The sequence below is a fragment of the Rhodoferax sp. RT4P68 genome (genome assembly GCF_056521305.1).
The window spans coordinates 199,449-219,967 of the sequence record NZ_JBWMBB010000001.1 but is presented as its reverse complement, the minus strand read 5'-3'; the positions used below and the strand labels follow the sequence as shown (position 1 = coordinate 219,967).

The following is a 20,519-nucleotide window of genomic DNA, read 5'->3' as shown; positions in this document are numbered from 1 at the left end:
TCAGGTCCTCTGCTTCACCAGGTTCGATCGCTTGAAACGGATCACTTCATCGCCGTGCTGGTTGGTGCCCAGCGTGTGCCAGGTCACGATGCCGTAGCCCGGCCGGTTGGAGGCCAGGCGGCGTGCCACCACTTCGGAGGCTGCGTACAGCGTGTCGCCCGGGTAGACGGTGGTGCCGTAGGCCAGCTCGTCCACGCCGAGGAACGGGCCGCCGCCCTCGGACAGGTCTTCCACCGACAGCCCGAACACGGTGTTGAACACCAGCAGCGGGTTCACCGGCGTGTCGCGCAGCCCATGGGCCTTGGCGAAGTCCAGGCTGGTGTAGTGCGGGTTGTAGTGCAGCGTGAGCGTGGAGAACAGCGTGTTGTCGGCGGCGCTGACGGTGCGGCCCCAGTGGTGCGTGAAACGCCGGCCGACGTCGAAGTCTTCGTAACGGTTGCCGCGGGGCCACAGGCGGGCGTCGGCCTTCAGCCGCGCCACCGTGTCGATGGCAGTGGTCATTGCAGGGTCTCCATGAGGGGGTGGATCGAGGGTGCGTCGGCCAGCGCCTGCACCTGCGCGAGCAGGCGCGCAAAGCGCTCGGCGCCCAGCACCGGCGTGGCGATGGCGTGCGCCTTGTCCGCCAGCCGCGCCCACTGCGCGGCGGTGTCGGTGGCGGGCACGCCGACATTCGCCTCGGCCACCAGCGTGCGGCCGTCGCGCGTGAGGAGCGTGACCACGGCCGCATGGTGGTGCGCCAGCGCGGTCGGCTGCACCTGCACGCGGCGGCGGGCGCTGGCGTAGCGCGGGTCGCAAGCAGTGGCATCGGTGTAGAGCCCCAGCGCGGCGGTGTCGGCCCCGTCCAGCGCCAGCAGCGCGAGCTGGCGGATCGAGAACTTGAGGTTCAGGCCGGTGGCCGGCTCGGCGATGTCGCACACGCTCTGGTGGCCGGCCACCACCTGGATGGTGAGCGTCTCCACGTCCTCCGAGGCGACGCCGTCGCGCGCGCGCAGCATGCGCATGGCCTCGATCGTGGAGTGGGTGAGATAGCACGCCGCGTGGTACTTGAAAAGCGTCTGCTCGATGGCAAAGCCCTGCGCCATATCGATCGGCAGCAGCGGTTGCACAGCGTCGGCCTGCGTCCAGGCGAAGCCCTGGAAGCACTCGAGCGCGTCGGGGTTGGCGGTGAAGCCGCGCGCCGCCAGTTGCGCCGCCATGACGCCGTTCATCGCCGCCTTGCCAGCGTGTAGCGGCTTGGCCATGGTGCCGAACATGGACTTGAGCCCTGCCGCCTGCGCGGCGGCCAGCCCCAGCGCGTGTGCCGTCTGCCCGGCATCCAGCCGCAGCAGGCTGGCGGCCGCAGCGGCGGCGCCGAAGGTGCCGATGGTGCCGGTGGCGTGAAAGCCGCGCGCGTAGTGCGTGGTGCCGACCACCTCGCCGATGCGCGATTCGACCTCGTGGCCGATGACCACGGCGCGCAGGAAATCCGTGCCGCTGGCCCCATGCAGCTGGGCCATGGCCAGCGCAGCGGGCAGCACCGGCACACTGGGGTGGCCGTGCATGCGCGCGGCCACGTCGTCGAAGTCCAGCGCATGGCCTGCCGCACCGTTCACGAGCGCCGCCTGCAACGCGCCGATGCGCCTGGCATCGCAGACCAGCGGGGTCGATGCGCCTGCATATTCCTGCTGCAGCATCTGCACCAGCGGCTCACTGGCGCCGGCCACCGTGACGGCCAGCCAGTCCAGTGTGGCATGGCGCGCCCACTCGAAGGCGGACGCGCTGACCTGCGCGTTGCCGTTCTGGGCGATCCATTCGGCCAGCCGGCGCGTGCTGCCCTGCGCAGGGTCGGTGGGCAGGGTGCCGGGCCCTGCCTGAAGTTCGACGTTGCTCACGTGGTGAAGATCCTTGTACGGGGCACAGCGCCCGTCTGCACAAAGTATCAGCGCGATGGTGATTTCTTTGATCACGTATGTGATGGATCGCACCTGGCGGCGCATCGATCACGTACGTGATCGATTGCCCCGGGTTAACCCGCCACACTGGCGGCCCTGCAAGCTTCGACAAGGACCTCACCCATGACCGACCGGTTGCCCCGCCCCCGCCGTTCCGCGATCTACGTGCCCGCTGCCAACCCGCGCGCCGTGGCCAAGCTGCGCAGCCTGGACTGCGACGCCGTGCTGTTCGATCTGGAAGATGCCGTGGCCCCGGCCATGAAGGCCGAGGCGCGCCGCCACCTGGTGGAGGCTTTCGGCGCCGGCGACTTCGGTGGGCGCGAAACGGTAGTCCGCGTCAATGCCGTGGGCACGGCCGATTTCGCGCTCGACATGGACGCCCTGGCGCAGTGCCGACCCGATGCCGTACTGCTGCCCAAGGTGGAGAGCGCCGACGCCTTGGTGCAACTGGGCACGGCCTGCCGCGCGCGCGAACTGGGGCCCGCACTGCAGGCCTGGGCCATGGTGGAGACCCCGGCCGGGCTGCTGGAGCTCGATGGCATCGTGCGCGCGGGTGTCGCGCTCACGCCTGCGCTGGCCTGCCTGGTGGTGGGGACCAATGATCTGGCCAAGGACACCGGCGTGGCCACGGGCAACGGCCGCGCGTGGCTCGTGCCCTGGCTCATGCACACGGTGCTGGTGGCGCGCCGTTGGGGGGTGACCGTACTGGACGGTGTGTGGAACGATTTCGGCGACGTGCAGGGCTTCGATGCCGAGGCGCTGCAGGGCCGCCAGATGGGCTTCGACGGCAAGACGCTGATCCATCCGACGCAGATCGACGCGGCCAACCGCGCCTTCGGTACCGCGCCCGAGGCCTTGGCAGACGCGCAGCGCATCGTGGCGGCCTTCGCCTTGCCGGAGCACGCCAGCGCCGGTGTGATCCAGCTACAGGGCAGGATGGTGGAGCGCCTGCACCTCGCGCAGGCCGAACGCCTGCTGGCCATGGACGCCGCCATCCGCGCCCGCAGGGCGCCCTGACCGGCGCCAGCGCGGCTCAGAACAGCGCTGCGGTGGCCAGCACGGCCGCCAGGATCTTCTTGCGCTCGCGTTGCAGACGGTGCACCGGGGCGCCGACCCCGACACCCAGCCTCTGGCCACGGATGGGCGTGGCCAGCAAGGTGGCGATCACGCCGGCGCCGGGCGTGGCCAGGTTGGCCGATTCGTACCAGCCCTGCTCGCGCGCCTGGTGCACGGCGCGCAGGGTTTCGGCGATCTTGGCCGCCGGCCCCCCCTTGCCGATCTCGGCGTTGTAGCGGCGCAGCAAGCGGCCGATCTGCTCGTCGTCGAGCTGGCTCAGCAGCACGATGCCCAGCGACGCATGGTGCAGCGGGCGCAGCATGCCGGACGTCAGCGAAAAACGCAGCGCGTGCTGCGACTCCAGGACGGAGACGTACTGCACCGAGAGGCCGGACTGGCGCGCCAGGATGACGGTCTCGCCGGTTTCCTGGTTGAGCCGGCGCAACGCTTCCTGGATGTCTTCTTCATGCTCGGGAGCGCGGATCGCCCAGTCGCCCAGGAACGCGACGCGCACCGACGGACAGTACTCACGCGTCGTCGCGTCGAACTCCATGTAGCCACGCGCGACCATCGTCTTGACCAGCATGGACACGCTGGACTGTGGCATGCCAAGCTTGTCGACCAACTCGGCGATGCGCAGGGGGCGCCGCTCGGCGTCGAACAGTTCGAGCAACTCGAACACCCGCATCGCGGACTTGACCAGGCCGCCCTCCATCAGCGCGCCGCTCCGGGGCGAACACGGCTGGGCGTCATGCGGACGCCTTTTGCGCCCGCACCTCGCCCACCGCATCCAGAAAATCCATCAACACCGCCGCATCGTCGATGGTGTTCGACTCGGGCGTGTGGAACTCCGGGTGCCACTGCACGGCGGCGATGTAGCTCTTGGCCGGGTCTTTGCGGCGGATGGCTTCGACCAGACCATCGGTGGCGCTGGTGGCCTCGGCGACGAACTCGGGCGCGAGGTCCTTGATCGCCTGGTGGTGAATGCTGTTGACGCGCACACGCTCCACGCCCGGGTAGAGCTGCGACAGGCGCGAGCCCTGCACGATGTCCACGCTGTGGTAGTTCAGGTCGTAGGTGACCGCGTCACGGTGCACGAAGGATTCAGGCACCTGCGTGTTGATGTCCTGGTAGAGCGTGCCGCCGAAGGCCACGTTCAACAATTGCAGCCCGCGGCACACGCCGAAGATGGGCTTGCCCACGGCAGAAAACGCGGCGACCAGCGCCTTGTCGTAGTCGTCGCGGATGCGGTCGCCGCCCCAGCGCTCTTCCAGCGGATCTTCGCCATAGCTGCCGGGCCAGACGTCGGCCCCACCATGCATGACCAGGCCGTCCAGCCACTGCGCATAGTGCTCGTAGGTGACGTCGCCACGCTGCGTGCTGCCGGTGGGGCAGGGCACCATGACCACCATGGCGCCGGTGGACATCAGCCAATGGGCGATGGACTGCTCCACGTACTGCAGCGTCTTGCCGGTGAACAGCGAACGCGCCGGGTCGGCGTGGGAAAAACAGGCCGAAAGGCCGATCTTCAAGCGGCTGTGGACATGGCTCATGGCTGGGTGGGCAAAGGCACTCATTCTGCACACGCAGATGCGGCGCGTCAGCAGCACGCCACAAGCCCTTCCACGCGCAGGGCGGGGCGCCCCGCCCCACGATGCGTCAAAAAGTATCGGCCGATCTGCCGGTGGGTATCAAGCCGCCCGGCGGCTGTGCGTATCGTGGGGCGTCAACCATTGATACAGGAGACAGACGACATGGCAAACCATTTGCAAGACAAGGTCGCGGTCGTGACCGGGGGGGCGTCCGGCATCGGGCTGGCCAGCGCCCTGGCCATGCTGCAATCCGGCGCGCGCGTGGTCATCGTGGACCGCGACGCGGCCGCGCTGCAGGCATTGGTCGCCCAACACGGCGCGGCGCTGATGCCGCTGGTGATCGACCTGCTGGATCCGCAGGACTGCGCAACGCTGCTGCCACGGGCGCTGGCGTTGGCGGGGCAGGTCGACATCCTGCACGCCAACGCGGGCGCTTATGTGGGCGGCGACCTGGTGGACGCCGACACGGCGGCGATCGACCGCATGCTGCACTTGAACATCAACGTCGTGATGAAGAACGTGCGCGACGTGCTGCCGCACATGATCGAGCGTGGCACCGGCGACATCATCGTCACCAGCTCGCTGGCGGCGCATTTCCCCACGCCGTGGGAGCCGGTCTACGCGGCGTCGAAATGGGCCATCCACTGCTTCGTGCAAACCGTGCGGCGCCAGGTGTTCAAGCACGGCATCCGCGTCGGCTCGATCTCGCCCGGCCCGGTGATCACCGCGCTGCTGGCCGACTGGCCGCCCGAGAAGCTGCAGGAGGCGCGCGACTCCGGCAGCCTGCTGGAAGCCGGCGATGTGGCCGAGGTGGTGCTGTTCATGCTGACGCGCCCGCGCGGCATGACCATCCGCGACGTGGTCATGCTGCCCAGCCAGTTCGATCTGTGAGGTGAGCGCAGCAAGGGCACGGGCGCCCCTCTGACGCGCTGCGCAGCGGCGAGAGAACTCAGGCCGCGCCGAGGCGCCGGCGCCGCAGCCAGGCCAGGGCGGCAAGCGCCCACAGGCCCGCGCCCCACCACCAGCCGGCGGCGCCGCCGCCACCGTCGTCCGAACCGCCACCGCCGCCACCGCTGTTGCTGAACGAGGTGAGGCCGACCACGGCATCGTCGGTGCGGCCGGCGCTGTCGGTCACCACCAGGCGGAACGCGAACGCGGCCGCGCTGTCCGGCAGCTGCACGGTGGCGCGGGCACTGGTCGCGTTGACGATGGCGACGGCAGGGCCCTGGGTCTGCGTCCAGGCGTAGCCGACCAACGTGGCGCCGCTGCTGGCGATGCTCTCGCCGCCGTCCAGCACGACGCTGGCGCCGACAGCCGGCGACACGACGGGCCGGATCGCCGCCACCGCCACGTTGCCGGGGCTGGCGGCCTGCACAGCGGCGGCAGTGTCCAGCAGGCCGGCACCACAGGTCGCAGTGGTGCAGTTGCAAACGCCCGGGTTGCCGGCGCTGCACGCCGACGAGCCAGCCAGTGCCACGTGCGGACGCGCCGACGCCTTCAGGCGCTCGACCAGTTGCGCCGGCGTCAGCGACGGGTTCACCGCCAGCATCAGCGAAGCCGTGGCGGCCACCAGGGGCGACGAGAAGCTGGTGCCGGCCTTCAGTCCGTAGGCGTCGGCGCCCGGCACGGTGCGGCCGCTGTTGTCGATGGACAAGATGGCGCGCGTGGCGGTCCCGCCGGGCGCAGTGATGCCGATGGCCGTACCCAGGTCGGCATAGGAGGCCTTGCGCCCGTCTTCCTGCACGGCCCCCACGGCCAGCACGCCGCGGCAGTCGGCCGGCCGGGCAGGCGTGCCGGCGCTATTGCCACCGGCCGCCACCAGCAGCGCGCCGGCCGCACCGATCTCGTCGATCACGGACTGGTAGCTGGAGGTGCAGGCGACGTCGCCACCGAAGCTGAGGTTCAGCACACGCGCGGGATTGGGATTGACGGGCACGCCCACCACCGGCAGGCCGGCCGCCCAGCGCATGCCGTCCAGCAGGTCGGACAGCAGCGCGCCGCACTTGCCGGCGATGCGCACCGGCAGCACCTTGCCCTGCCAGTCGATGCCGGCGACGCCGGCGGCGTTGTCGGTCAGCGCGGCGATCTGCCCGGCGATGAAGGTGCCGTGCCAGGAGCTGTCTTCGACGTCGCAGTTGCGGAACGTGCTGGTGAGCGTGTCGGCCTGGCTGACCCAGTCGCCCGGGTCACTGGCATCGGCGTCGCGGCCATCGCCGTCGTTGGCGAAGTTGACCTCGCTGACGAAGTCATAGCCCGGCAGCAGCTTGCCGGCCAGCTCGGGGTGGCTGGGGCGCGTGCCGACATCCAGCACCGCCACCACACGTTGCGCGCGGCCGGTCGTCAGGTCCCACGCGGCCGGGGCGTTGATTGCGCCTGCGAACACGCTGGGCGCCTGCAGGTGCCATTGGTTCACGAAGCCCGGGTCGTTCGGCACCGCCAGCCGGCGGATGCGCACGTCCGGCTCGACATCAGTCACATCGGGATGCAGGCGCAGCCGCCGCATGGTCGCCTCCAGTGCCTCGCCGGACTGGGCCTGCGGCAGGCGCAGCAGGTGGTGCCCGCTGCCGACGATGCGCTCGTCTTGCATCGCCACGCCGGCCGCGCCGGCCACGCTGCGCATGCGCTCGCGCGCGGCTTGGGGCGCCTCGCGATCATTCTGTACGGCGGGCTTGAGCCGCACGATCAGGCTCTGGACCGGGCCTTGGCCGGTCTGTGCGTGGGCTTGGCCGAGCAGGCCGATGGCCAGCGCGGCGGCGATGAGGACGTTGTGCATGCGGTGTTGTACCTGAGATTGCACGCAGATGGTGTCAGCAATGTGGCGGCGCTCGCGTGGGCTTGCACGACAATCAGCGCCGCCCGCGCGCCGGTCGCGCTTCAATTCGCATCCCCATGAAGATCAGCAAAGACACCGCCGTTACCTTGCAATACAGCGTGACCGAAGCCAACGGCAAACCCCTGGCGAACCGCGAATCCACCGCCTACCTGCACGGCGGCTATGGCAACACGCTGCCCAAGATCGAGGAAGCGCTGGAAGGCCAGGAGACCGGCTACCGCTGCACGCTGGAACTGGCGGCTGAAGACGCCTTCGGCAAGCGCGACGAAGCGTTGGCCCGCACCATCCCCAAAACCGAGTTCCCGCCCGGCGTGAAGGTCGGCGGCCAGCTGCGCGGCATGACCGAAGATGGCCAGGAACAGGTGTTCACCGTCATGAAGATCAAGGGCGACCAGGTGCTGCTGGACGCCAACCACCCCTGGGCCGACAAGGCCCTGCGCTTCACGGTGCAGGTGACCGAGGTGCGCGCCGCGTCGGCCGAAGAGATCACCCATGGCCATGTGCACGGCGGCCACGGCCACCACCACTGAGACGTACCGGGCGCACTGGCGCTCACGCTAACCCCGCCTTCGTCTACGGTGCGAGCGCCTGGCAGCGGCCGGGCGACGCCCACCCTCTCAGGGCCCGTGCAACATCGTCCGGCTGAACGCCTCGCTGCGGCCGGAGGCCACCAGCGCCAGGTGCTGCACCAGGCCGTGGATGTCAGCAGGTCGGCCGAGCTGCGGCAGCAGGCCCAGCGCGCCGACCAGCACCATCGGCACCCAGCGCTGCCGCAGGCGCGGTGTGCCTTTGCCCGCCGACGTGATCGGCAGCCAGGCCGCCAGCGCGCCGAGCGCCAGGCCGGCTACCACCTCCGAGACCGAATGCGTCAGCAGCACCACGCGTGAGATGCCGACCACCAGGCCCACGCCCAGCCCGGCGCCGACGGCCCACCCGCGCGTGCTCTGTGTGCAGCCGGTCGCCAGCAGCCACGCGCCCAGCGTGAACACGGCGGTCGCCAGCGTGGCGTGGCCGCTGATGCCGGTGAAATCGAGCGCGGCGCTGCCCAGCCCCCAGCCCATAAACGCCAGCTTGCTGGCCAACACCAGCACGACGGCCGCGCCGAACGACAGCGCCCAGGCCAGCGCCAGCGCCCGCTGACGCACCAGCAACAGCCACAGCGCCAACACCAGGGCGGCGGGCAACAGCAGCGTTGCTTCGCCCAGTTGTGTGACGGCGGTCCAGAAGGGATGCGGGGACATGGCGCTGACTTGGCGTGGGGGTGTGGCGGGTTGTTGCGGCTTGTTGTGGTGACGTGTGGTTACAGACCCCGCTCCACCATGTCGAGCAGGCGCGGCACCAGAGCGTCCACCTGCGCTGGCGCGTGCGCGCGCAGTGGCCCATCGATCAAGAGCAGCGCCAGGCCGTGGACGGTGGACCAGGCCAGGAACTCCGCATCCGGCCGCCGCGCCGCAGGCAACGCACCAGCCTCGACCAGCAGATCCAACGCGCGCGCCAGGTGTTGAAACGGATCGAGCCCGACGCGGCCCGTGCCGGCCGGGCCATCGCCCGCGTGCAGCTGGAAGTTGCCGGCGAAGGCCGTGCGGAACAATCCGGTCTGCGCCCTTGCGAACGCCAGGTAGCCCGCCCCCACGGCGCGCAGCATCGCCCGCGCATGGGCAACTGGCTCGCCCGGCGGCGGCAGCGCCTGCATCTGCAACTCCATGGATTCGGCCATGGCGGCCACGGCGGCCTGGCGCACCGCTTCCAGCAGGTCTTGCCGGCTGGCGAAGTGGCGGTAGGCGGCGTTCGGCGCGACACCGGCGCGGCGCGTGGCCTCGCGCAACACCACCGCCTCGGGGCCGCCAGCGGCGGCCAGCGCCAGGCCGGCGTCGAGCAGCGCACGGCGCAGGTCGCCATGGCGGTAGGTGTCGCGGGCCGGCGGCGGTCCCGGGGGCGCGGAAGTGGCTGGAAGATTCATGTGGACAGCGTCCATTATTGCGGACAGAATCGTTGTGAACGCTGTTCACAAGTGCTCAACAGGAGACCGCCCCATGCAAATCCAACCCTATCTGTTCTTCGAAGGCCGCTGCGAAGAAGCTCTGAACTTCTACCGCGACCAACTCGGCGCCCGCATCGTGGTGATGATGCGGTTCAGCGAGGCGCCGCCCATGGGCCAGCCGCAACCCGCCGAGGGCTGCGCCGGTGGCCCGCCGGCCGATATGTCGAAGATCATGCACGCGGAGTTGCGCATCGGCGAGACCACGCTGATGGCCTCCGACGGCATGGCCAGCGGCAAGCCGGCGTTCGCGGGCGTGTCGCTGTCGATACTGGTGGCCGACGTGGCCGAGGCCGAGCGCCTGTTTGGCCTGCTGGGCGACGGCGGGCAGGTGCAGATGCCGCTGGGGCCCACCTTCTTCAGCCCGGGCTTCGGCATGGTGGCCGACCGCTTCGGCGTCTCGTGGATGGTGGTAGTCGACGCGCCCGGCCAGCCGCCCCAGTGAGCGCCCGAGCCGCGTGACCGCCTTGCTCGGTGCTCGACGAGCGCCTGACGGGCCCTTGACTGGCGCGTGAAAGGCGAGTCGGGGCCGCGTGACAGGCGCCTGGCGGGCCCGCGCGACGGCCCGTCCGTCGACGCGTCCGTCGGCGCTTCCGTCGACCCGGCTGTCGGCGCATCTGTCGGCGCCCCCGCGTCGGGTACGCTCGCCGGGCTCTCAACTGCCGCGCCATGCCGAGCCCGCCCGCCTCCGATACGTCGACCGCCCGCCCCGTCTGGCCCATGCTGCTGGCGCTGACGGCCGCGTTCGCCATGAGCCAGGCCTACCGCACCGTGGCGGCCATCCTGGCGCCGCCGCTGCAGGCCGAGTTCGGCCTCTCGGCGCAGCAGCTCGGGCTGTTCGCGGCGACCTTCCATTTCGCATTCGGCGCGCTACAGCTCGTGGTGGGCATCGGTATGGACCTGCACGGCCTGCGCCGCACGGTGCTGGCGGCGTTTCCGCTGACGGTGCTGGGCGCTGCCGTGTCGGCCATGGCCAGCGGCCACGGCATGTTGCTGCTCGGCCAGGCGCTGATCGGCGTGGGCTGCGCGCCGGCCTTTCTGGCCTGCACGCTGTTCATCGCGCAGAACTTCCCGTTGCAGCGCTTCGCGATGATGTCCGGCCTGATCATGATGCTGGGCGGCATTGGCATGCTGGTCACCGGCACGCCGCTGGCCTGGCTGATCGATGCCTACTCCTGGCGCGCGGGCATGTGGGTATTGGCGGCAGGCTCGCTGCTGGCCTGGGCGCTGGTGTGGTCGCAGGTGGCCGACACGGCCCCGGCAGCGGCCACGGCCGGCGCGGCCCCACGCGAATCGGTCGGCCAGGCGCTGCGTGGCTTCGGCGCGCTGCTGCTGATGCCGCACACCTGGGCCATCGTGCTGATGTCGGCGGTCAACTACGCCTCGTTCCTGAGCCTGCGGGGGCTGTGGCTGGGGCCGATGCTGACCGAGCGCCACGGCCTCACGCTGGTGGCCAGCGGCCATGTGGCGCTGGGGGTCTCGGTGGTGTCGCTGGTCAGCCCCCTGCTGTTCGGCCGTTACGACCCGGGCCCGGCAGGCCGGCGCCGTCGCATCGCGGGCTGCACGCTGCTGATGGCAGGGCTGTTCCTGGCGATGGGCCTTGTGCGCGGGCTGGTACCCGACGTGGTGCTGGCCGTGGCCGTGGCGGCGAACTCGGGCTACATGGTGCTGCAGTACGCCGACGTGCGCGCCGCCTACCCGCCTGCCATGATCGGGCGTGCGCTGTCGGTCTTCACGATGGCGATGTTCATGGGCGTGGCGGTGATGCAATGGGGCACCGGATGGGTGGCCTCGCGCGCGGCCGGCTGGGGGGTGGAGCCGTTCACCGCCGTGCTGCTGTCGATCGCCGCCGCGCTGCTGCTGGGTACCGTGGCCTATGTGCGGCTGCCGCAGCCACCGCCCGGCAACGCCGCCTGAAACGACCCGGTCCCACCGCTTTGGTCTGATCGCACCGAGCAGAAAAGGAAGCCCCACCATGATCGCCCGCCGCCAACTGTTCCGAGCCGCCACCGCCAGCGCGGCCAGCCTCGTCCTTCCCATCGCGCAAGCGCAACCTGCGTGGCCGCAGAACGGCCCCGTCCGCCTGGTGGTGCCGTTTGCGCCCGGCGGCAGCACCGACGGCATCGCGCGCGCGATTGCGGAAGAACTGCGGCCACGCATCGGCCAGTCGGTGGTGGTCGAGAACCGCCCGGGCGCCGGCTCCACGCTCGGCACGGGGCAGGTGGCCCGGGCCGCGCCCGATGGCTACACCTTGCTGGTCTCGGTGGTCAGCGCCTCGTCGGTGGGCAGCACGCTGTACCGCGGGCGCATCCAGTGGGACCCCGACAAGAGCTTCGCCCACATCGCCGACATCCTGCGCACGCCCTATGTGCTGATGGCCGGCGCGGCCACGCCCTACCAGTCGCTGCCCGATCTGATCGCCCATGCCCGGCAGAACCCCGGCGTGGCCTATGGCACCTCGGGCATCGGCTCGATTCCGCACCTGGCGATGCTGCGCCTGGCCAAGGCCACCGGCATCGAGCTGACGCATGTGCCCTACAAGGGTGGCGCCCAGGCCGTGGCCGATCTGCTGGGCGGCCAGGTGCCGCTGGTGCTCGATGGCCTGGCCGCTGCCGTGCCGCACCTCAATTCCGGTCGCGTCAAGGGTTTGGCACTGTCGTCCGCGCAGCGCAGCCCGCTGCTGCCGCAGGTGCCGACGTTCGCCGAACAGGGCGCCCCGGATCTCGTGATCGAAGGCTGGGCCGGCATCGCCGCGCCGGCCGGCACGCCACGGCCGGTGCTGGAGAAGCTGGCCGCCGCGATCGGCGAGATCAAGGCGCTGCCCGCGCTGCAGGAGCGCTACCGCGCCGCGGCGTCCACCGGCGGCACGCTGCAGCTCGACGCGATGCAGAACTTCGTGCGGGCCGACGCCGAGACCTGGCGCCCGCTCGTCATTGCATCGGGCGCGACACCCGACGCCTGATCGCGCGACGCGCGCCACCACGCCGGGTTGGTCGGAGCGCGCGCGGTTCGACGGTGTTTCCGAAAGCCGCCACAGGACGAAGCGGTCGGATCACATCGCTCCGGGCTGCAGGTCGGCGTAGTCCACCGCGTACTTCACGAGTGCGGCCTGGCCGTCGATGCGCAGCTTGCGGCGCAGGTGCAGGCGATGCGTCTCCACCGTGCGCACCGAGGCGCCCAGCGCGCTGGCGATCTCCTTGTTCGAGCAGCCGTCGGCCAGCAGCGTGAGCACCGCGGCTTCCTTGGGCGTCAGATGGCCCCAGGCGCGGGTGACGGGCGGCGCCGCAGGCAAGTCGGGCAGCACCAGGCCCGGGCTGAAATAGCGGCCGCCGCCATGCACGACGTCGATGGCCTCGACCAGTTGGTGGCCCGGGCCGTCCTTGAGCACGTAGCCGCAGACGCCGAACGCAACCGCCCGCCGCACGTACTCGGCGTCGTGGTGCATGGTCAGCACGAGCACGCGCACATCGGGAAAGCGCTCGCGGAACGCGCAGGCCAGCTGGATGCCGCTGGCGTCCGGCATGCGGATGTCGGTCAGCACCAGATCGGGCTGCAGCCGCTCGGTCAGCTCGGTGGCCTCGTGCACGCCCCCGGCCTCGCCCACGACCCGGATGTGCGGCGTGGCGTGCAGGCGCATGCGCACGCCATCGCGCAGCAGCGGGTGGTCGTCGACCAGGAGGACGCGGACGATGGGGCAGACATGGGTCATGGCGTGAGATCGGGGGGTCGGAGGTTGAAGCGGCGGGTCGGTTGCAGGGTGCGCGGCGCGGCCATTGGCGCCTGGAGCGGCACGGCGCCGGAAGCTGAAGCGGGCACGGGCAGGCTGGCATGGATCCGCGTGCCCGCGCGGCTGGACACGATGACCAGCGTGCCGCTCAGCCCGGCAGCGCGCTCGCGCATGTTGCGCAGCCCGATGCCGCGCTTGCCATCGGCAAACACGCGCTGCGTGTCAAAGCCGCTGCCGTTGTCCACCACGACCAGACTCACGTTGCCGGGCGCCGCGCACAGGATCAGCTGGACTTGCGTGGCATGGGCGTGCGTGGCCGCGTTGTGGAGCGCCTCCTGCGCGATGCGGAACAGGGCCGTGCCGTGTTCCAGCGGCAGCGCGGCGGGTGCGCCCTCGCACACGAAAGAGATGTCGCAGCCACCCTGCCCGTTCATTTGCTCGACCAGCAAGGCCAGCGCCGGCGCCAGGCCCAGGTCGTCGAGCAAGGCCGGCCGCAGCCCGTGCGACACGCGGCGAATCTCCGCCAGCGCGCCACCCAGCCGCGCCAGGCCCTGGTCCAGCGCCTGGCGCGGTGCAGTGGCCACGCCGGCGGCCGGGTCGGCCAGCTGGAGTTGCGCCGTCTCCAGTAGGAACTTGGACGATGCCAGCACCTGCACCACGCCGTCGTGCAGCTCGCGGGCAACCCGCAAGCGCTCTTCCTCCTGCGAATGCACGACGCGGCGCGCCAGCCGGCGCAGCTTGTCGCTGGAAACACGGTGGTCCTTCAGGTTCAGCACCAGCCCGCCCAGGCCGATCAGCACCACGCACAGGGCCGCGATCGCGTACAGGCGCTTGCGCGTGGCCTCGATGTTGGCGCGCGCACCGGCCTCGATGGCCTGCAGTGCGCTTTGCACGTCATCCAGGTAAATGCCGGTGCCGATGACCCAGTCCCAACCCGGGATGGTGAGCACGTAGCCGAGCTTGGGCACGACCGATTGCGAGGACGGCTTGTTCCAGCTGTAGCGCACCACGCCGCCGCCGCTGCGCGCCGTGGCCAGGATGCGGTGGGCGGAGTCGGCTCCCACGGGATCGTCGGGGTCGCAGAAATCCACGCCCTGCATGGGCAGGCTCTTGGGGTCCATCAGCAGCTTGCCGTGCTGGTCGTAGGCGAAGAAATAGCCGTTCTGGCCATACTGCATGCGCGCCAGCGTGGCCAGCGCGGCCTCCTTGCGCGGGCCCACGTCGCCCGGTGATTCGACGATGCGCAGCAGGGTGTTGCGCGCCAGCTCGACGTAGTGCTGCAGCTCGGCCTCTTTGCTGTGCACGAACGCCGCCTGCACGAGAGCCTGTTCTTCACGCGCGAGCTTGAGCGTCTGATGCTGCATGGTGGCGCCCATCAAAGCCAGCGCCACGACGATGGGCACGGTCGATAGCAGCACCAGCTTGAGGCGCAGCTGCACGCTCAGTGCTTCAAAAGGAGGCAGGCCACGGAGCGCGCGATGGAAGTGTGCATGGGTGAATCAGTGGTCCCTGGCTATCGACGGTAAATGCTTGTGCACTGCAATAAAAAGGCCAGCGCCACCTGCATTTCAGACCGAAGTGCCGCGCAGCACATCCACTTTTTCCCCTAGCGCAAGCGGTTTGCGTACTACCACGTAGGGGAAAAGAGATGTCAGTTGCGTGAAAAGCCGTTCCTAGAATTCACCGCGTCATCTACTCGGTTCGCAACATGAACGGTCTTCTCTGAAGGCCTGTGCAGGCGCCACCGATGACCGGTTTCTTGGCCCATAGAAAAGGAAAGCAGCATGCGTCACTACCCCACCACCCTGCGCCGCATTGGCATTACCGCGAGCTGCGTGGCAGCCCTGGCCCTGACGGCCTGCGCCATGCCGATGAAGCGCGAGGTGCTCTCCACCACCGGCGTGCCACCGGCCATCGGCCCGTATTCGCAAATGATCTCGCACGGCAACACGCTGTATTTCTCGGGCGTGATCCCGCTCAACACCGCCGGCAATGCCGTCGTCGGCACCACCATCGAAGAGCAGACGCGCACGGTGCTGGGCTACATCGGCGTCATGCTCAAGTCGCAGGGACTGGACTACTCGGACGTGCTGTCCACCACGGTCTACCTGAAGGACCTGAACGAGTTCGCCGCCATGAACAAGGTCTACGGCGAGCACTTCACGAGCGGCGCACCGGCGCGCGCCACCGTCGAGGTCGCGCGCCTGCCGCGCGACGTGAAGGTCGAGATCGGCGCCATCGTCGGCCGCCGTTGAGCCACCGCCCCCACCCAAGGAAACCCTCACCATGAACGAGCAGACGACATCCCGCGCCCCGGTCTCACTGGAGTCGCCCAGCGACATGCCCATGGACACGTCGCGCTGGACGAACAAGCGCCGCGACTTCCTGCGCATGCTGGGCTACGGCGCCGGCGCCGCCACGCTCGGCCCGATCCTGATGGCCTGCGGCAGCAGCAACTCGGCGACGCAGGCCGAAACCCTGCGTGCGCAACTGGTCGCCGACGAGGCCTTCTGGACCAGCGTGCAGCAAATGTTCACGCTGAACCCCGCCAAGACCTTCATGAACATCGGCACGGCCGGCTCCATGCCCAAGGCCACGCTGGACCTGTTCGACGCCGAGAACCGCAAGAAGGCCGCCGAATCGGGCAACGGCTACAGCAACCTGCTGGACCTGCGCCGCCTGGCTGCCCCCGGCTTCGGTGTCGATGCCGACGAGCTGGCGTTCTCGGCCAACACCTCCTCGGGCATGTGCCATGCAATCCTGGGCATTCCCTGGCAGGCTGGCGACGTGGTGGTCACGACCAACCACGAGCACGGCGGCGGTCTCACGCCGCTGAACATCGCCAGAGACCGCTACGGCATCGAGATCTCCTACATCGCGATGCCGGTGGGCAACAACCAGACAGCTGCCACCTATCAGAACCTGTTTGACGAGCGCATCCGCGCGCTCAAGGCCCAGGGCAAGCGCGTACGCGCCGTGATGTGGTCCTCACCGACCTACAAGACCGGCACGATGCTGCCGATCGCCGAGTTGATGGAAGTGGTCAAGCAGCACGAGCTGATCAGCATCGTGGACGGCGCGCACCTGCCCGGCATGATGGACTACAACTACGGCGCTCTGGGCATGGACTTCATGTCTGGCGCAGGCCACAAGTGGCAGTGCGGCCCCGGCTCCACCGGCATCCTGATCATGCGCAACAAGATCCGCGCATCGAACCCGCTGCCGCTGCCCAAGTGGTATCCGATCCACACCAGCAGCTATTCGACGCGCGAACGCACGACCACCGCCACCGAGACCTTCGACATCGCCGCCAGCGTGACGGCCTGCGGCAGCGTGCACACGCCGCTGTTCCAGGCGCTGGTCAACGCCTGCCAGCTGTGGGACACGATCGGCCGCAAGAAGATCGAGACCTACGACCTGACGCTGTCGGCGTACCTGAAGGAAAAGATCGTCGAGCGCTGGGGCATCGACTCGCTGTACTCACCCAAGGACGATCCCAAGCTGGTGTGCGCGCTGACCTCGTGGAACCCGTTCCGCAACAAGGCGGACGTGATGGATGCGGCCAAGTCCGGGCAGTTCGTGACGCGCCTGCTGAACGAGTACCCGCAGGGCCTGATCATCCGCAACTCCGGCTTCGAGGTGATTGGCTCGACGGCCCAGCACTATGCGATGCGCGTCTCCACCCACGTGTGGCACGACGCGAACGACATCGACGCGCTGGTCGATGCGATGTGGGATCTGTCGGGCAAGATGGCCTGATTGCTGCCGCCGCTGCCCACTGTGGCAGCGGGCGGCACCCCCGTCTCAGGACTTGGCCTGCGGCGGCGCCACGCCGTCCAGCGTGGCGTTGACCTCGTCCAGCACTTCGGCCGACTTGGCCAGCTTTCGTTCGACGCTGTCGGTATGTTCCAGCGCCTGGTCCACCTCGGGGTGCAGCGCTTGCTCGGCCAGGTGGGCTTCGAACACGGTGTTGGCCACGGCCAGATCGTCGGCGGCCTGGCGGATGTCGGCCGCCACTTCCTTGGCCCTCTCGATGGCCTGCTCCAGGGCGGCAGCGGCTTCGGCGTCAGATACGGGTTGCGACATGGCGGGAAATCTCGGGCGAAAAGGGGGGCGCACATCGTAGCGCGCCCTGGAGGCGGGTCGAACGACCCGCCCGCTGACTCAGGTTTACTTGGCGATCACGCGGACCATTTCGATCACCTTGTTCGAATAGCCCCACTCGTTGTCGTACCAGCTCACCAGTTTGACGAAGGTGCTGTCCAGCGCAATGCCGGCTTCGGCATCGAAGATCGAGGTGCGCGGGTCGCCACGGAAGTCGGTCGCGACGACCTTGTCCTCGGTGTAGCCCAGCACGCCCTTCAGCGCGCCCTCGGACTGGGCCTTGAACTCGGCGCAGATTTCCTTGTAGCTGGCTTCCTTGAGCAGCTCGACCGTCAGGTCGACCACCGACACGTCAGAGGTCGGCACGCGGAACGACATGCCGGTCAGCTTCTTGTTCAGCTCGGGGATCACCACGCCCACGGCCTTGGCGGCGCCGGTGCTGCTCGGGATGATGTTTTCCAGGATGCCGCGACCGCCACGCCAGTCCTTGTTGCTCGGGCCGTCCACGGTCTTCTGCGTGGCGGTGGCCGCGTGCACAGTGGTCATCAGGCCGCGCTTGATGCCCCACTTGTCGTTCAGCACCTTGGCCAGCGGGGCCAGGCAGTTGGTGGTGCACGAAGCGTTGGAGATGATGGCCTCGCCCTTGTACGTCTTGTCGTTCACGCCGAAGACGAACATGGGCGTGTCGTCCTTCGATGGTGCGGACAGGACAACCTTCTTGGCGCCGGCATCGATGTGCTTCTGCGCGGTTTCCTTGGTCAGGAACAGGCCGGTGGCCTCGACCACGATGTCGGCGCCGACGTCGCCCCACTTCAGGTTGGCGGGATCGCGCTCTTGCGTCAGACGGATCTTCTTGCCATTGACGATGAGCGTGTTGCCATCGACCGACACTTCGCCCTTGAAGCGGCCGTGCACCGAGTCGTACTGCAGCATGTAGGCCAGGTAGTCCGGCTCCAGCAGGTCGTTGATGCCGACGATCTCCACGTCGTCGAAGTTCTGCACGGCTGCGCGCAGAACCATGCGGCCGATGCGGCCGAAACCATTGATGCCAATCTTGATCGTCATTGCGTTGCTCCTGGGAATGAAAAGTTACTTCGCCAGGACCTTGCGGACCGTGGCTGCGACGTTCTCGGGCGTGAAGCCGAAGTGCTTGAACAGAACCGGCGCGGGCGCCGATTCACCAAAGGTGTCGATGCCGACGACGGCTGCGCAGCCGTACTTCCACCAGCCGTCGGTGGCGCCCATTTCGACGGCGATGCGCGGCAGCTTGGCAGGCAGCACGGCCTTCTTGTAAGCCAGGCTCTGGCGGTCGAAGGTGGTGGTGCTGGGCATGGAGACCACACGCACGGGAATCTTGCGCTCGGCCAGCAGCTTCTGCGCCGCCATCGCCAGCTGCACTTCGGAGCCCGTGGCGATGATCACGGCCACGGCCTTCTTCTTCAGACCCACGTCGGCAGGCTCGCTGAGCACGTAGGCGCCGTTGGCGATGTCGTCCAGCGCCGCTTCGCTCTTGGGCGCGTAGGCGATGTTCTGGCGCGACAGGAGCAGCGCGGTCGGGCGTTGCTTCTGGGCCAGGGCCACGGCCCAGGCGATCGCCGTCTCGGCCGTATCGCCGGGGCGCCAAACGTCCAGGTTCGGGATCAAACGCAGGCTGGCTGCATGCTCGATGGATTGGTGCGTCGGGCCGTCTTCCCCGAGGCCGATGGAGTCGTGCGTGAAGACGTGGATGACGCGCTGCTTCATCAGCGCGGCCATGCGGATGGCGTTGCGGCTGTAGTCGCTGAACGTGAGGAAGGTGCCGCCGTAAGGGATGTAGCCGCCGTGCAGCACGATGCCGTTCATCACGGCGGCCATACCGAATTCGCGCACGCCGTAGTTGATGTGGCGGCCAATCACGCCGTGCGGCGCCTCTTCCACCGGGGCGCTCTTCTCGTCTTCGGCGCCGGCCTTGCGGTCGGGCGCAGCCCCCAGCACCACGGCGCCGGTCTGCGGGTCGACACGGAACGCGGGCGTGTGGCTGGTGTTGGTGAGGTTGGAGCCGGTCAGGTCGGCCGAGCCGCCCAGCAGCTCGGGCAGCGCCGCTGTCAGGCCTTCAAGCGCCAGCTGGCTCGCCTTGCGGCTGGCCACGGTGGCGGCCTGGTCGTGCGCATCGGACGCGATGCGGGCCGCGATCTCGCCGAAATTGGCGGGCAGCTCGCCGCGCATGCGGCGCGTGAACTCCGCAGCCAGCCCGGGGTGTGCGGCCTGATAGCCGGCGAACAGCACGTCCCACTCGGCCTCGGCCGCCAGGCCCTTGGCCTTGGCGTCCCAGGCGGCGTAGAGGTCGGCCGGGATCTCGAACGGGGCGTATTCCCAGCCGATGGCTTCGCGCGTGAGCTTGATTTCTTCAGCACCCAGCGGCTCGCCGTGCGCCTTGGCGGTGCCGGCGCGGTTGGGCGAGCCCTGGCCGATCGCGGTCTTGCAGATGATCAGCGTGGGCTTGCCGCTCGAGGCCTTGGCCTCGGCCAGCGCAGCCGACACGGCAGCGGCATCGTGGCCGTCGACCGGGCCCAGCACCTGCCAGCCGCAGGAGACGAAACGCAGCGCGGTGTTGTCGACGAACCAGGGCGTGACCTTGCCGTCGATGGAGATGCCGTTGTCGTCGTACAGCGCGATCAGCTTGTCCAGCTTCCAGGCGCCGGCCAGGGCCACGGCCTCGTGGCTGATGCCCTCCATCAGGCAGCCGTCGCCCAGGAACACGTAGGTGCGGTGGTCGACGATGGGAAAGTTGGCGCGGTTGAACTCGGCGGCCAGCAGCTTCTCGGCCAGCGCCATGCCGACGGCATTGGTGATGCCCTGGCCCAGCGGGCCGGTGGTGGTCTCCACGCCGGGCGTGATGGCGTGCTCGGGATGGCCGGCGGTCTTGCTATGCAGCTGGCGGAAGTTCTTGAGCTCACCGATCGGCAGGTCGTAGCCCGTCAGGTGCAGCAGCGCGTACAGCGCCATCGACGCATGGCCGTTGGACAGCACGAAGCGGTCGCGGTCGAACCAGCCGGGGTTGCCCGGGTTGTGCTTGAGGTGCTCGCCCCACAGCGCAACGGCCATGTCGGCCATGCCCATGGGCGCGCCGGGGTGGCCGGAATTGGCCTGTTGCACGGCGTCCATGGCCAGCGCGCGGATGGCGTTGGCCATGCGGGTCGCTACGGGCGCGTCCGGCACGGCAGGCGCAACCGCCGTGTCGATGGCCTGGTCATTGGGG

General features: G+C 69.2%; 20 protein-coding genes. 8 read left to right on the top strand and 12 right to left on the bottom strand.

Going from position 1 to position 20,519, the window contains the following annotated elements:
- Nucleotides 1-501, bottom strand: coding sequence for a MaoC family dehydratase (locus AC099J_RS00955; RefSeq protein ID WP_479613320.1), 501 nt, complete (start codon nt 499-501; stop codon nt 1-3).
- On the bottom strand, nt 498-1,871 hold the full coding sequence (locus AC099J_RS00950) for an MmgE/PrpD family protein (RefSeq protein ID WP_479613319.1): 1,374 nt from the start codon (nt 1,869-1,871) through the stop codon (nt 498-500). The genes AC099J_RS00955 and AC099J_RS00950 overlap by 4 nt, the downstream gene beginning before the upstream one ends.
- Before the next feature lie 183 nt (nt 1,872-2,054).
- On the opposite strand from AC099J_RS00950, the gene AC099J_RS00945 reads away from it, so the two are divergent.
- Complete coding sequence (locus AC099J_RS00945) at nt 2,055-2,948, top strand: HpcH/HpaI aldolase/citrate lyase family protein (protein ID WP_479613318.1); 894 nt, start codon at nt 2,055-2,057, stop codon at nt 2,946-2,948.
- A 16-nt stretch (nt 2,949-2,964) separates the two neighbouring features.
- On the opposite strand, the gene AC099J_RS00940 is transcribed toward AC099J_RS00945, so the two are convergent.
- Both AC099J_RS00940 and AC099J_RS00935 read right to left on the bottom strand, forming a co-directional pair.
- On the bottom strand, nt 2,965-3,702 hold the full coding sequence (locus tag AC099J_RS00940; protein ID WP_479613317.1) for an IclR family transcriptional regulator: 738 nt from the start codon (nt 3,700-3,702) through the stop codon (nt 2,965-2,967).
- Between the two features lie 34 nt (nt 3,703-3,736).
- Nucleotides 3,737-4,540: a gamma-glutamyl-gamma-aminobutyrate hydrolase family protein gene (locus AC099J_RS00935; RefSeq protein WP_479613316.1), complete on the bottom strand. Its 804-nt coding sequence runs from the start codon at nt 4,538-4,540 to the stop codon at nt 3,737-3,739.
- A 201-nt stretch (nt 4,541-4,741) separates the two neighbouring features.
- On the opposite strand from AC099J_RS00935, the gene AC099J_RS00930 reads away from it, so the two are divergent.
- Complete coding sequence (locus tag AC099J_RS00930) at nt 4,742-5,470, top strand: SDR family oxidoreductase (protein WP_479613315.1); 729 nt, start codon at nt 4,742-4,744, stop codon at nt 5,468-5,470.
- A 58-nt stretch (nt 5,471-5,528) separates the two neighbouring features.
- Here the strand turns inward: AC099J_RS00930 and AC099J_RS00925 are convergent, their stop codons facing one another.
- Entirely contained in the window at nt 5,529-7,352 is a 1,824-nt protein-coding gene (locus tag AC099J_RS00925; protein ID WP_479613314.1) for a S8 family peptidase, read from the bottom strand.
- Between the two features lie 116 nt (nt 7,353-7,468).
- Here AC099J_RS00925 and AC099J_RS00920 point away from each other — a divergent pair, with 116 nt between their 5' ends.
- Nucleotides 7,469-7,942 (top strand): FKBP-type peptidyl-prolyl cis-trans isomerase, encoded by a 474-nt coding sequence (locus AC099J_RS00920; RefSeq protein ID WP_479613313.1) that lies wholly within the window; start codon nt 7,469-7,471, stop codon nt 7,940-7,942.
- Between the two features lie 87 nt (nt 7,943-8,029).
- Here AC099J_RS00920 and AC099J_RS00915 read toward each other — a convergent pair whose 3' ends face one another.
- Together AC099J_RS00915 and AC099J_RS00910 are read right to left on the bottom strand one after the other, a co-directional pair.
- Entirely contained in the window at nt 8,030-8,653 is a 624-nt protein-coding gene (locus AC099J_RS00915) for a phosphatase PAP2 family protein (protein ID WP_479613312.1), read from the bottom strand.
- 59 nt (nt 8,654-8,712) lie between these two features.
- The gene (locus tag AC099J_RS00910) at nt 8,713-9,372 is read right to left on the bottom strand and encodes a TetR/AcrR family transcriptional regulator (protein ID WP_479613311.1); all 660 of its coding nucleotides are present in this window, start codon (nt 9,370-9,372) and stop codon (nt 8,713-8,715) included.
- Nucleotides 9,373-9,445: 73 nt separating this feature from the next.
- Between AC099J_RS00910 and AC099J_RS00905 the strand changes: the two genes are divergently transcribed.
- From AC099J_RS00905 to AC099J_RS00895, 3 genes are all read left to right on the top strand, one after another.
- The gene (locus AC099J_RS00905; RefSeq protein WP_479613310.1) at nt 9,446-9,895 is read left to right on the top strand and encodes a VOC family protein; all 450 of its coding nucleotides are present in this window, start codon (nt 9,446-9,448) and stop codon (nt 9,893-9,895) included.
- 224 nt (nt 9,896-10,119) lie between these two features.
- Entirely contained in the window at nt 10,120-11,367 is a 1,248-nt protein-coding gene (locus AC099J_RS00900) for an MFS transporter (protein ID WP_479613309.1), read from the top strand.
- A gap of 58 nt (nt 11,368-11,425) precedes the next feature.
- A complete protein-coding gene (locus tag AC099J_RS00895; RefSeq protein ID WP_479613308.1) occupies nt 11,426-12,412 on the top strand; it encodes a Bug family tripartite tricarboxylate transporter substrate binding protein in 987 nt (328 codons plus the stop codon).
- Nucleotides 12,413-12,502: 90 nt separating this feature from the next.
- Here the strand turns inward: AC099J_RS00895 and AC099J_RS00890 are convergent, their stop codons facing one another.
- Both AC099J_RS00890 and AC099J_RS00885 read right to left on the bottom strand, forming a co-directional pair.
- A complete protein-coding gene (locus tag AC099J_RS00890) occupies nt 12,503-13,159 on the bottom strand; it encodes a response regulator (protein ID WP_479613307.1) in 657 nt (218 codons plus the stop codon).
- On the bottom strand, nt 13,156-14,616 hold the full coding sequence (locus tag AC099J_RS00885) for a cache domain-containing protein (RefSeq protein ID WP_479613306.1): 1,461 nt from the start codon (nt 14,614-14,616) through the stop codon (nt 13,156-13,158). Before AC099J_RS00885 ends, AC099J_RS00890 begins: the two co-directional genes overlap by 4 nt.
- A gap of 345 nt (nt 14,617-14,961) precedes the next feature.
- Here AC099J_RS00885 and AC099J_RS00880 point away from each other — a divergent pair, with 345 nt between their 5' ends.
- Together AC099J_RS00880 and AC099J_RS00875 are read left to right on the top strand one after the other, a co-directional pair.
- Nucleotides 14,962-15,432, top strand: a complete 471-nt coding sequence (locus tag AC099J_RS00880; RefSeq protein ID WP_479613305.1) for a Rid family detoxifying hydrolase — start codon at nt 14,962-14,964, stop codon at nt 15,430-15,432.
- A gap of 85 nt (nt 15,433-15,517) precedes the next feature.
- Nucleotides 15,518-16,936 carry an aminotransferase class V-fold PLP-dependent enzyme gene (locus AC099J_RS00875; protein WP_479613813.1) on the top strand — a complete coding sequence of 473 codons (1,419 nt, stop codon included), beginning with the start codon at nt 15,518-15,520 and terminating at the stop codon, nt 16,934-16,936.
- Nucleotides 16,937-16,981: 45 nt separating this feature from the next.
- On the opposite strand, the gene AC099J_RS00870 is transcribed toward AC099J_RS00875, so the two are convergent.
- From AC099J_RS00870 to AC099J_RS00860, 3 genes are all read right to left on the bottom strand, one after another.
- Nucleotides 16,982-17,263: a hypothetical protein gene (locus AC099J_RS00870; protein ID WP_479613304.1), complete on the bottom strand. Its 282-nt coding sequence runs from the start codon at nt 17,261-17,263 to the stop codon at nt 16,982-16,984.
- Nucleotides 17,264-17,347: 84 nt separating this feature from the next.
- Entirely contained in the window at nt 17,348-18,346 is a 999-nt protein-coding gene (gap, locus tag AC099J_RS00865) for a type I glyceraldehyde-3-phosphate dehydrogenase (RefSeq protein WP_479613303.1), read from the bottom strand.
- A gap of 24 nt (nt 18,347-18,370) precedes the next feature.
- Nucleotides 18,371-20,452, bottom strand: a complete 2,082-nt coding sequence (locus AC099J_RS00860; RefSeq protein WP_479613812.1) for a transketolase family protein — start codon at nt 20,450-20,452, stop codon at nt 18,371-18,373.
- Nucleotides 20,453-20,519: the final 67 nt, after the last annotated feature.

Excerpts from the sequence above, each read along its gene's own strand:
- AC099J_RS00955 (WP_479613320.1), bottom strand. The coding sequence starts at position 501 with ATGACCACTGCCATCGACACGGTGGCGCGGCTGAAGGCCGACGCCCGC.
- AC099J_RS00945 (WP_479613318.1), top strand. The coding sequence starts at position 2,055 with ATGACCGACCGGTTGCCCCGCCCCCGCCGTTCCGCGATCTACGTGCCC.
- AC099J_RS00940 (WP_479613317.1), bottom strand. The coding sequence starts at position 3,702 with ATGGAGGGCGGCCTGGTCAAGTCCGCGATGCGGGTGTTCGAGTTGCTC.
- AC099J_RS00935 (WP_479613316.1), bottom strand. The coding sequence starts at position 4,540 with ATGAGCCATGTCCACAGCCGCTTGAAGATCGGCCTTTCGGCCTGTTTT.
- AC099J_RS00930 (WP_479613315.1), top strand. The coding sequence starts at position 4,742 with ATGGCAAACCATTTGCAAGACAAGGTCGCGGTCGTGACCGGGGGGGCG.
- AC099J_RS00925 (WP_479613314.1), bottom strand. The coding sequence starts at position 7,352 with ATGCACAACGTCCTCATCGCCGCCGCGCTGGCCATCGGCCTGCTCGGC.
- AC099J_RS00920 (WP_479613313.1), top strand. The coding sequence starts at position 7,469 with ATGAAGATCAGCAAAGACACCGCCGTTACCTTGCAATACAGCGTGACC.
- AC099J_RS00915 (WP_479613312.1), bottom strand. The coding sequence starts at position 8,653 with ATGTCCCCGCATCCCTTCTGGACCGCCGTCACACAACTGGGCGAAGCA.
- AC099J_RS00910 (WP_479613311.1), bottom strand. The coding sequence starts at position 9,372 with ATGAATCTTCCAGCCACTTCCGCGCCCCCGGGACCGCCGCCGGCCCGC.
- AC099J_RS00905 (WP_479613310.1), top strand. The coding sequence starts at position 9,446 with ATGCAAATCCAACCCTATCTGTTCTTCGAAGGCCGCTGCGAAGAAGCT.
- AC099J_RS00900 (WP_479613309.1), top strand. The coding sequence starts at position 10,120 with ATGCCGAGCCCGCCCGCCTCCGATACGTCGACCGCCCGCCCCGTCTGG.
- AC099J_RS00895 (WP_479613308.1), top strand. The coding sequence starts at position 11,426 with ATGATCGCCCGCCGCCAACTGTTCCGAGCCGCCACCGCCAGCGCGGCC.
- AC099J_RS00890 (WP_479613307.1), bottom strand. The coding sequence starts at position 13,159 with ATGACCCATGTCTGCCCCATCGTCCGCGTCCTCCTGGTCGACGACCAC.
- AC099J_RS00880 (WP_479613305.1), top strand. The coding sequence starts at position 14,962 with ATGCGTCACTACCCCACCACCCTGCGCCGCATTGGCATTACCGCGAGC.
- AC099J_RS00875 (WP_479613813.1), top strand. The coding sequence starts at position 15,518 with ATGCCCATGGACACGTCGCGCTGGACGAACAAGCGCCGCGACTTCCTG.
- AC099J_RS00870 (WP_479613304.1), bottom strand. The coding sequence starts at position 17,263 with ATGTCGCAACCCGTATCTGACGCCGAAGCCGCTGCCGCCCTGGAGCAG.
- gap (WP_479613303.1), bottom strand. The coding sequence starts at position 18,346 with ATGACGATCAAGATTGGCATCAATGGTTTCGGCCGCATCGGCCGCATG.
- AC099J_RS00860 (WP_479613812.1), bottom strand. The coding sequence starts at position 20,452 with ATGGCCAACGCCATCCGCGCGCTGGCCATGGACGCCGTGCAACAGGCC.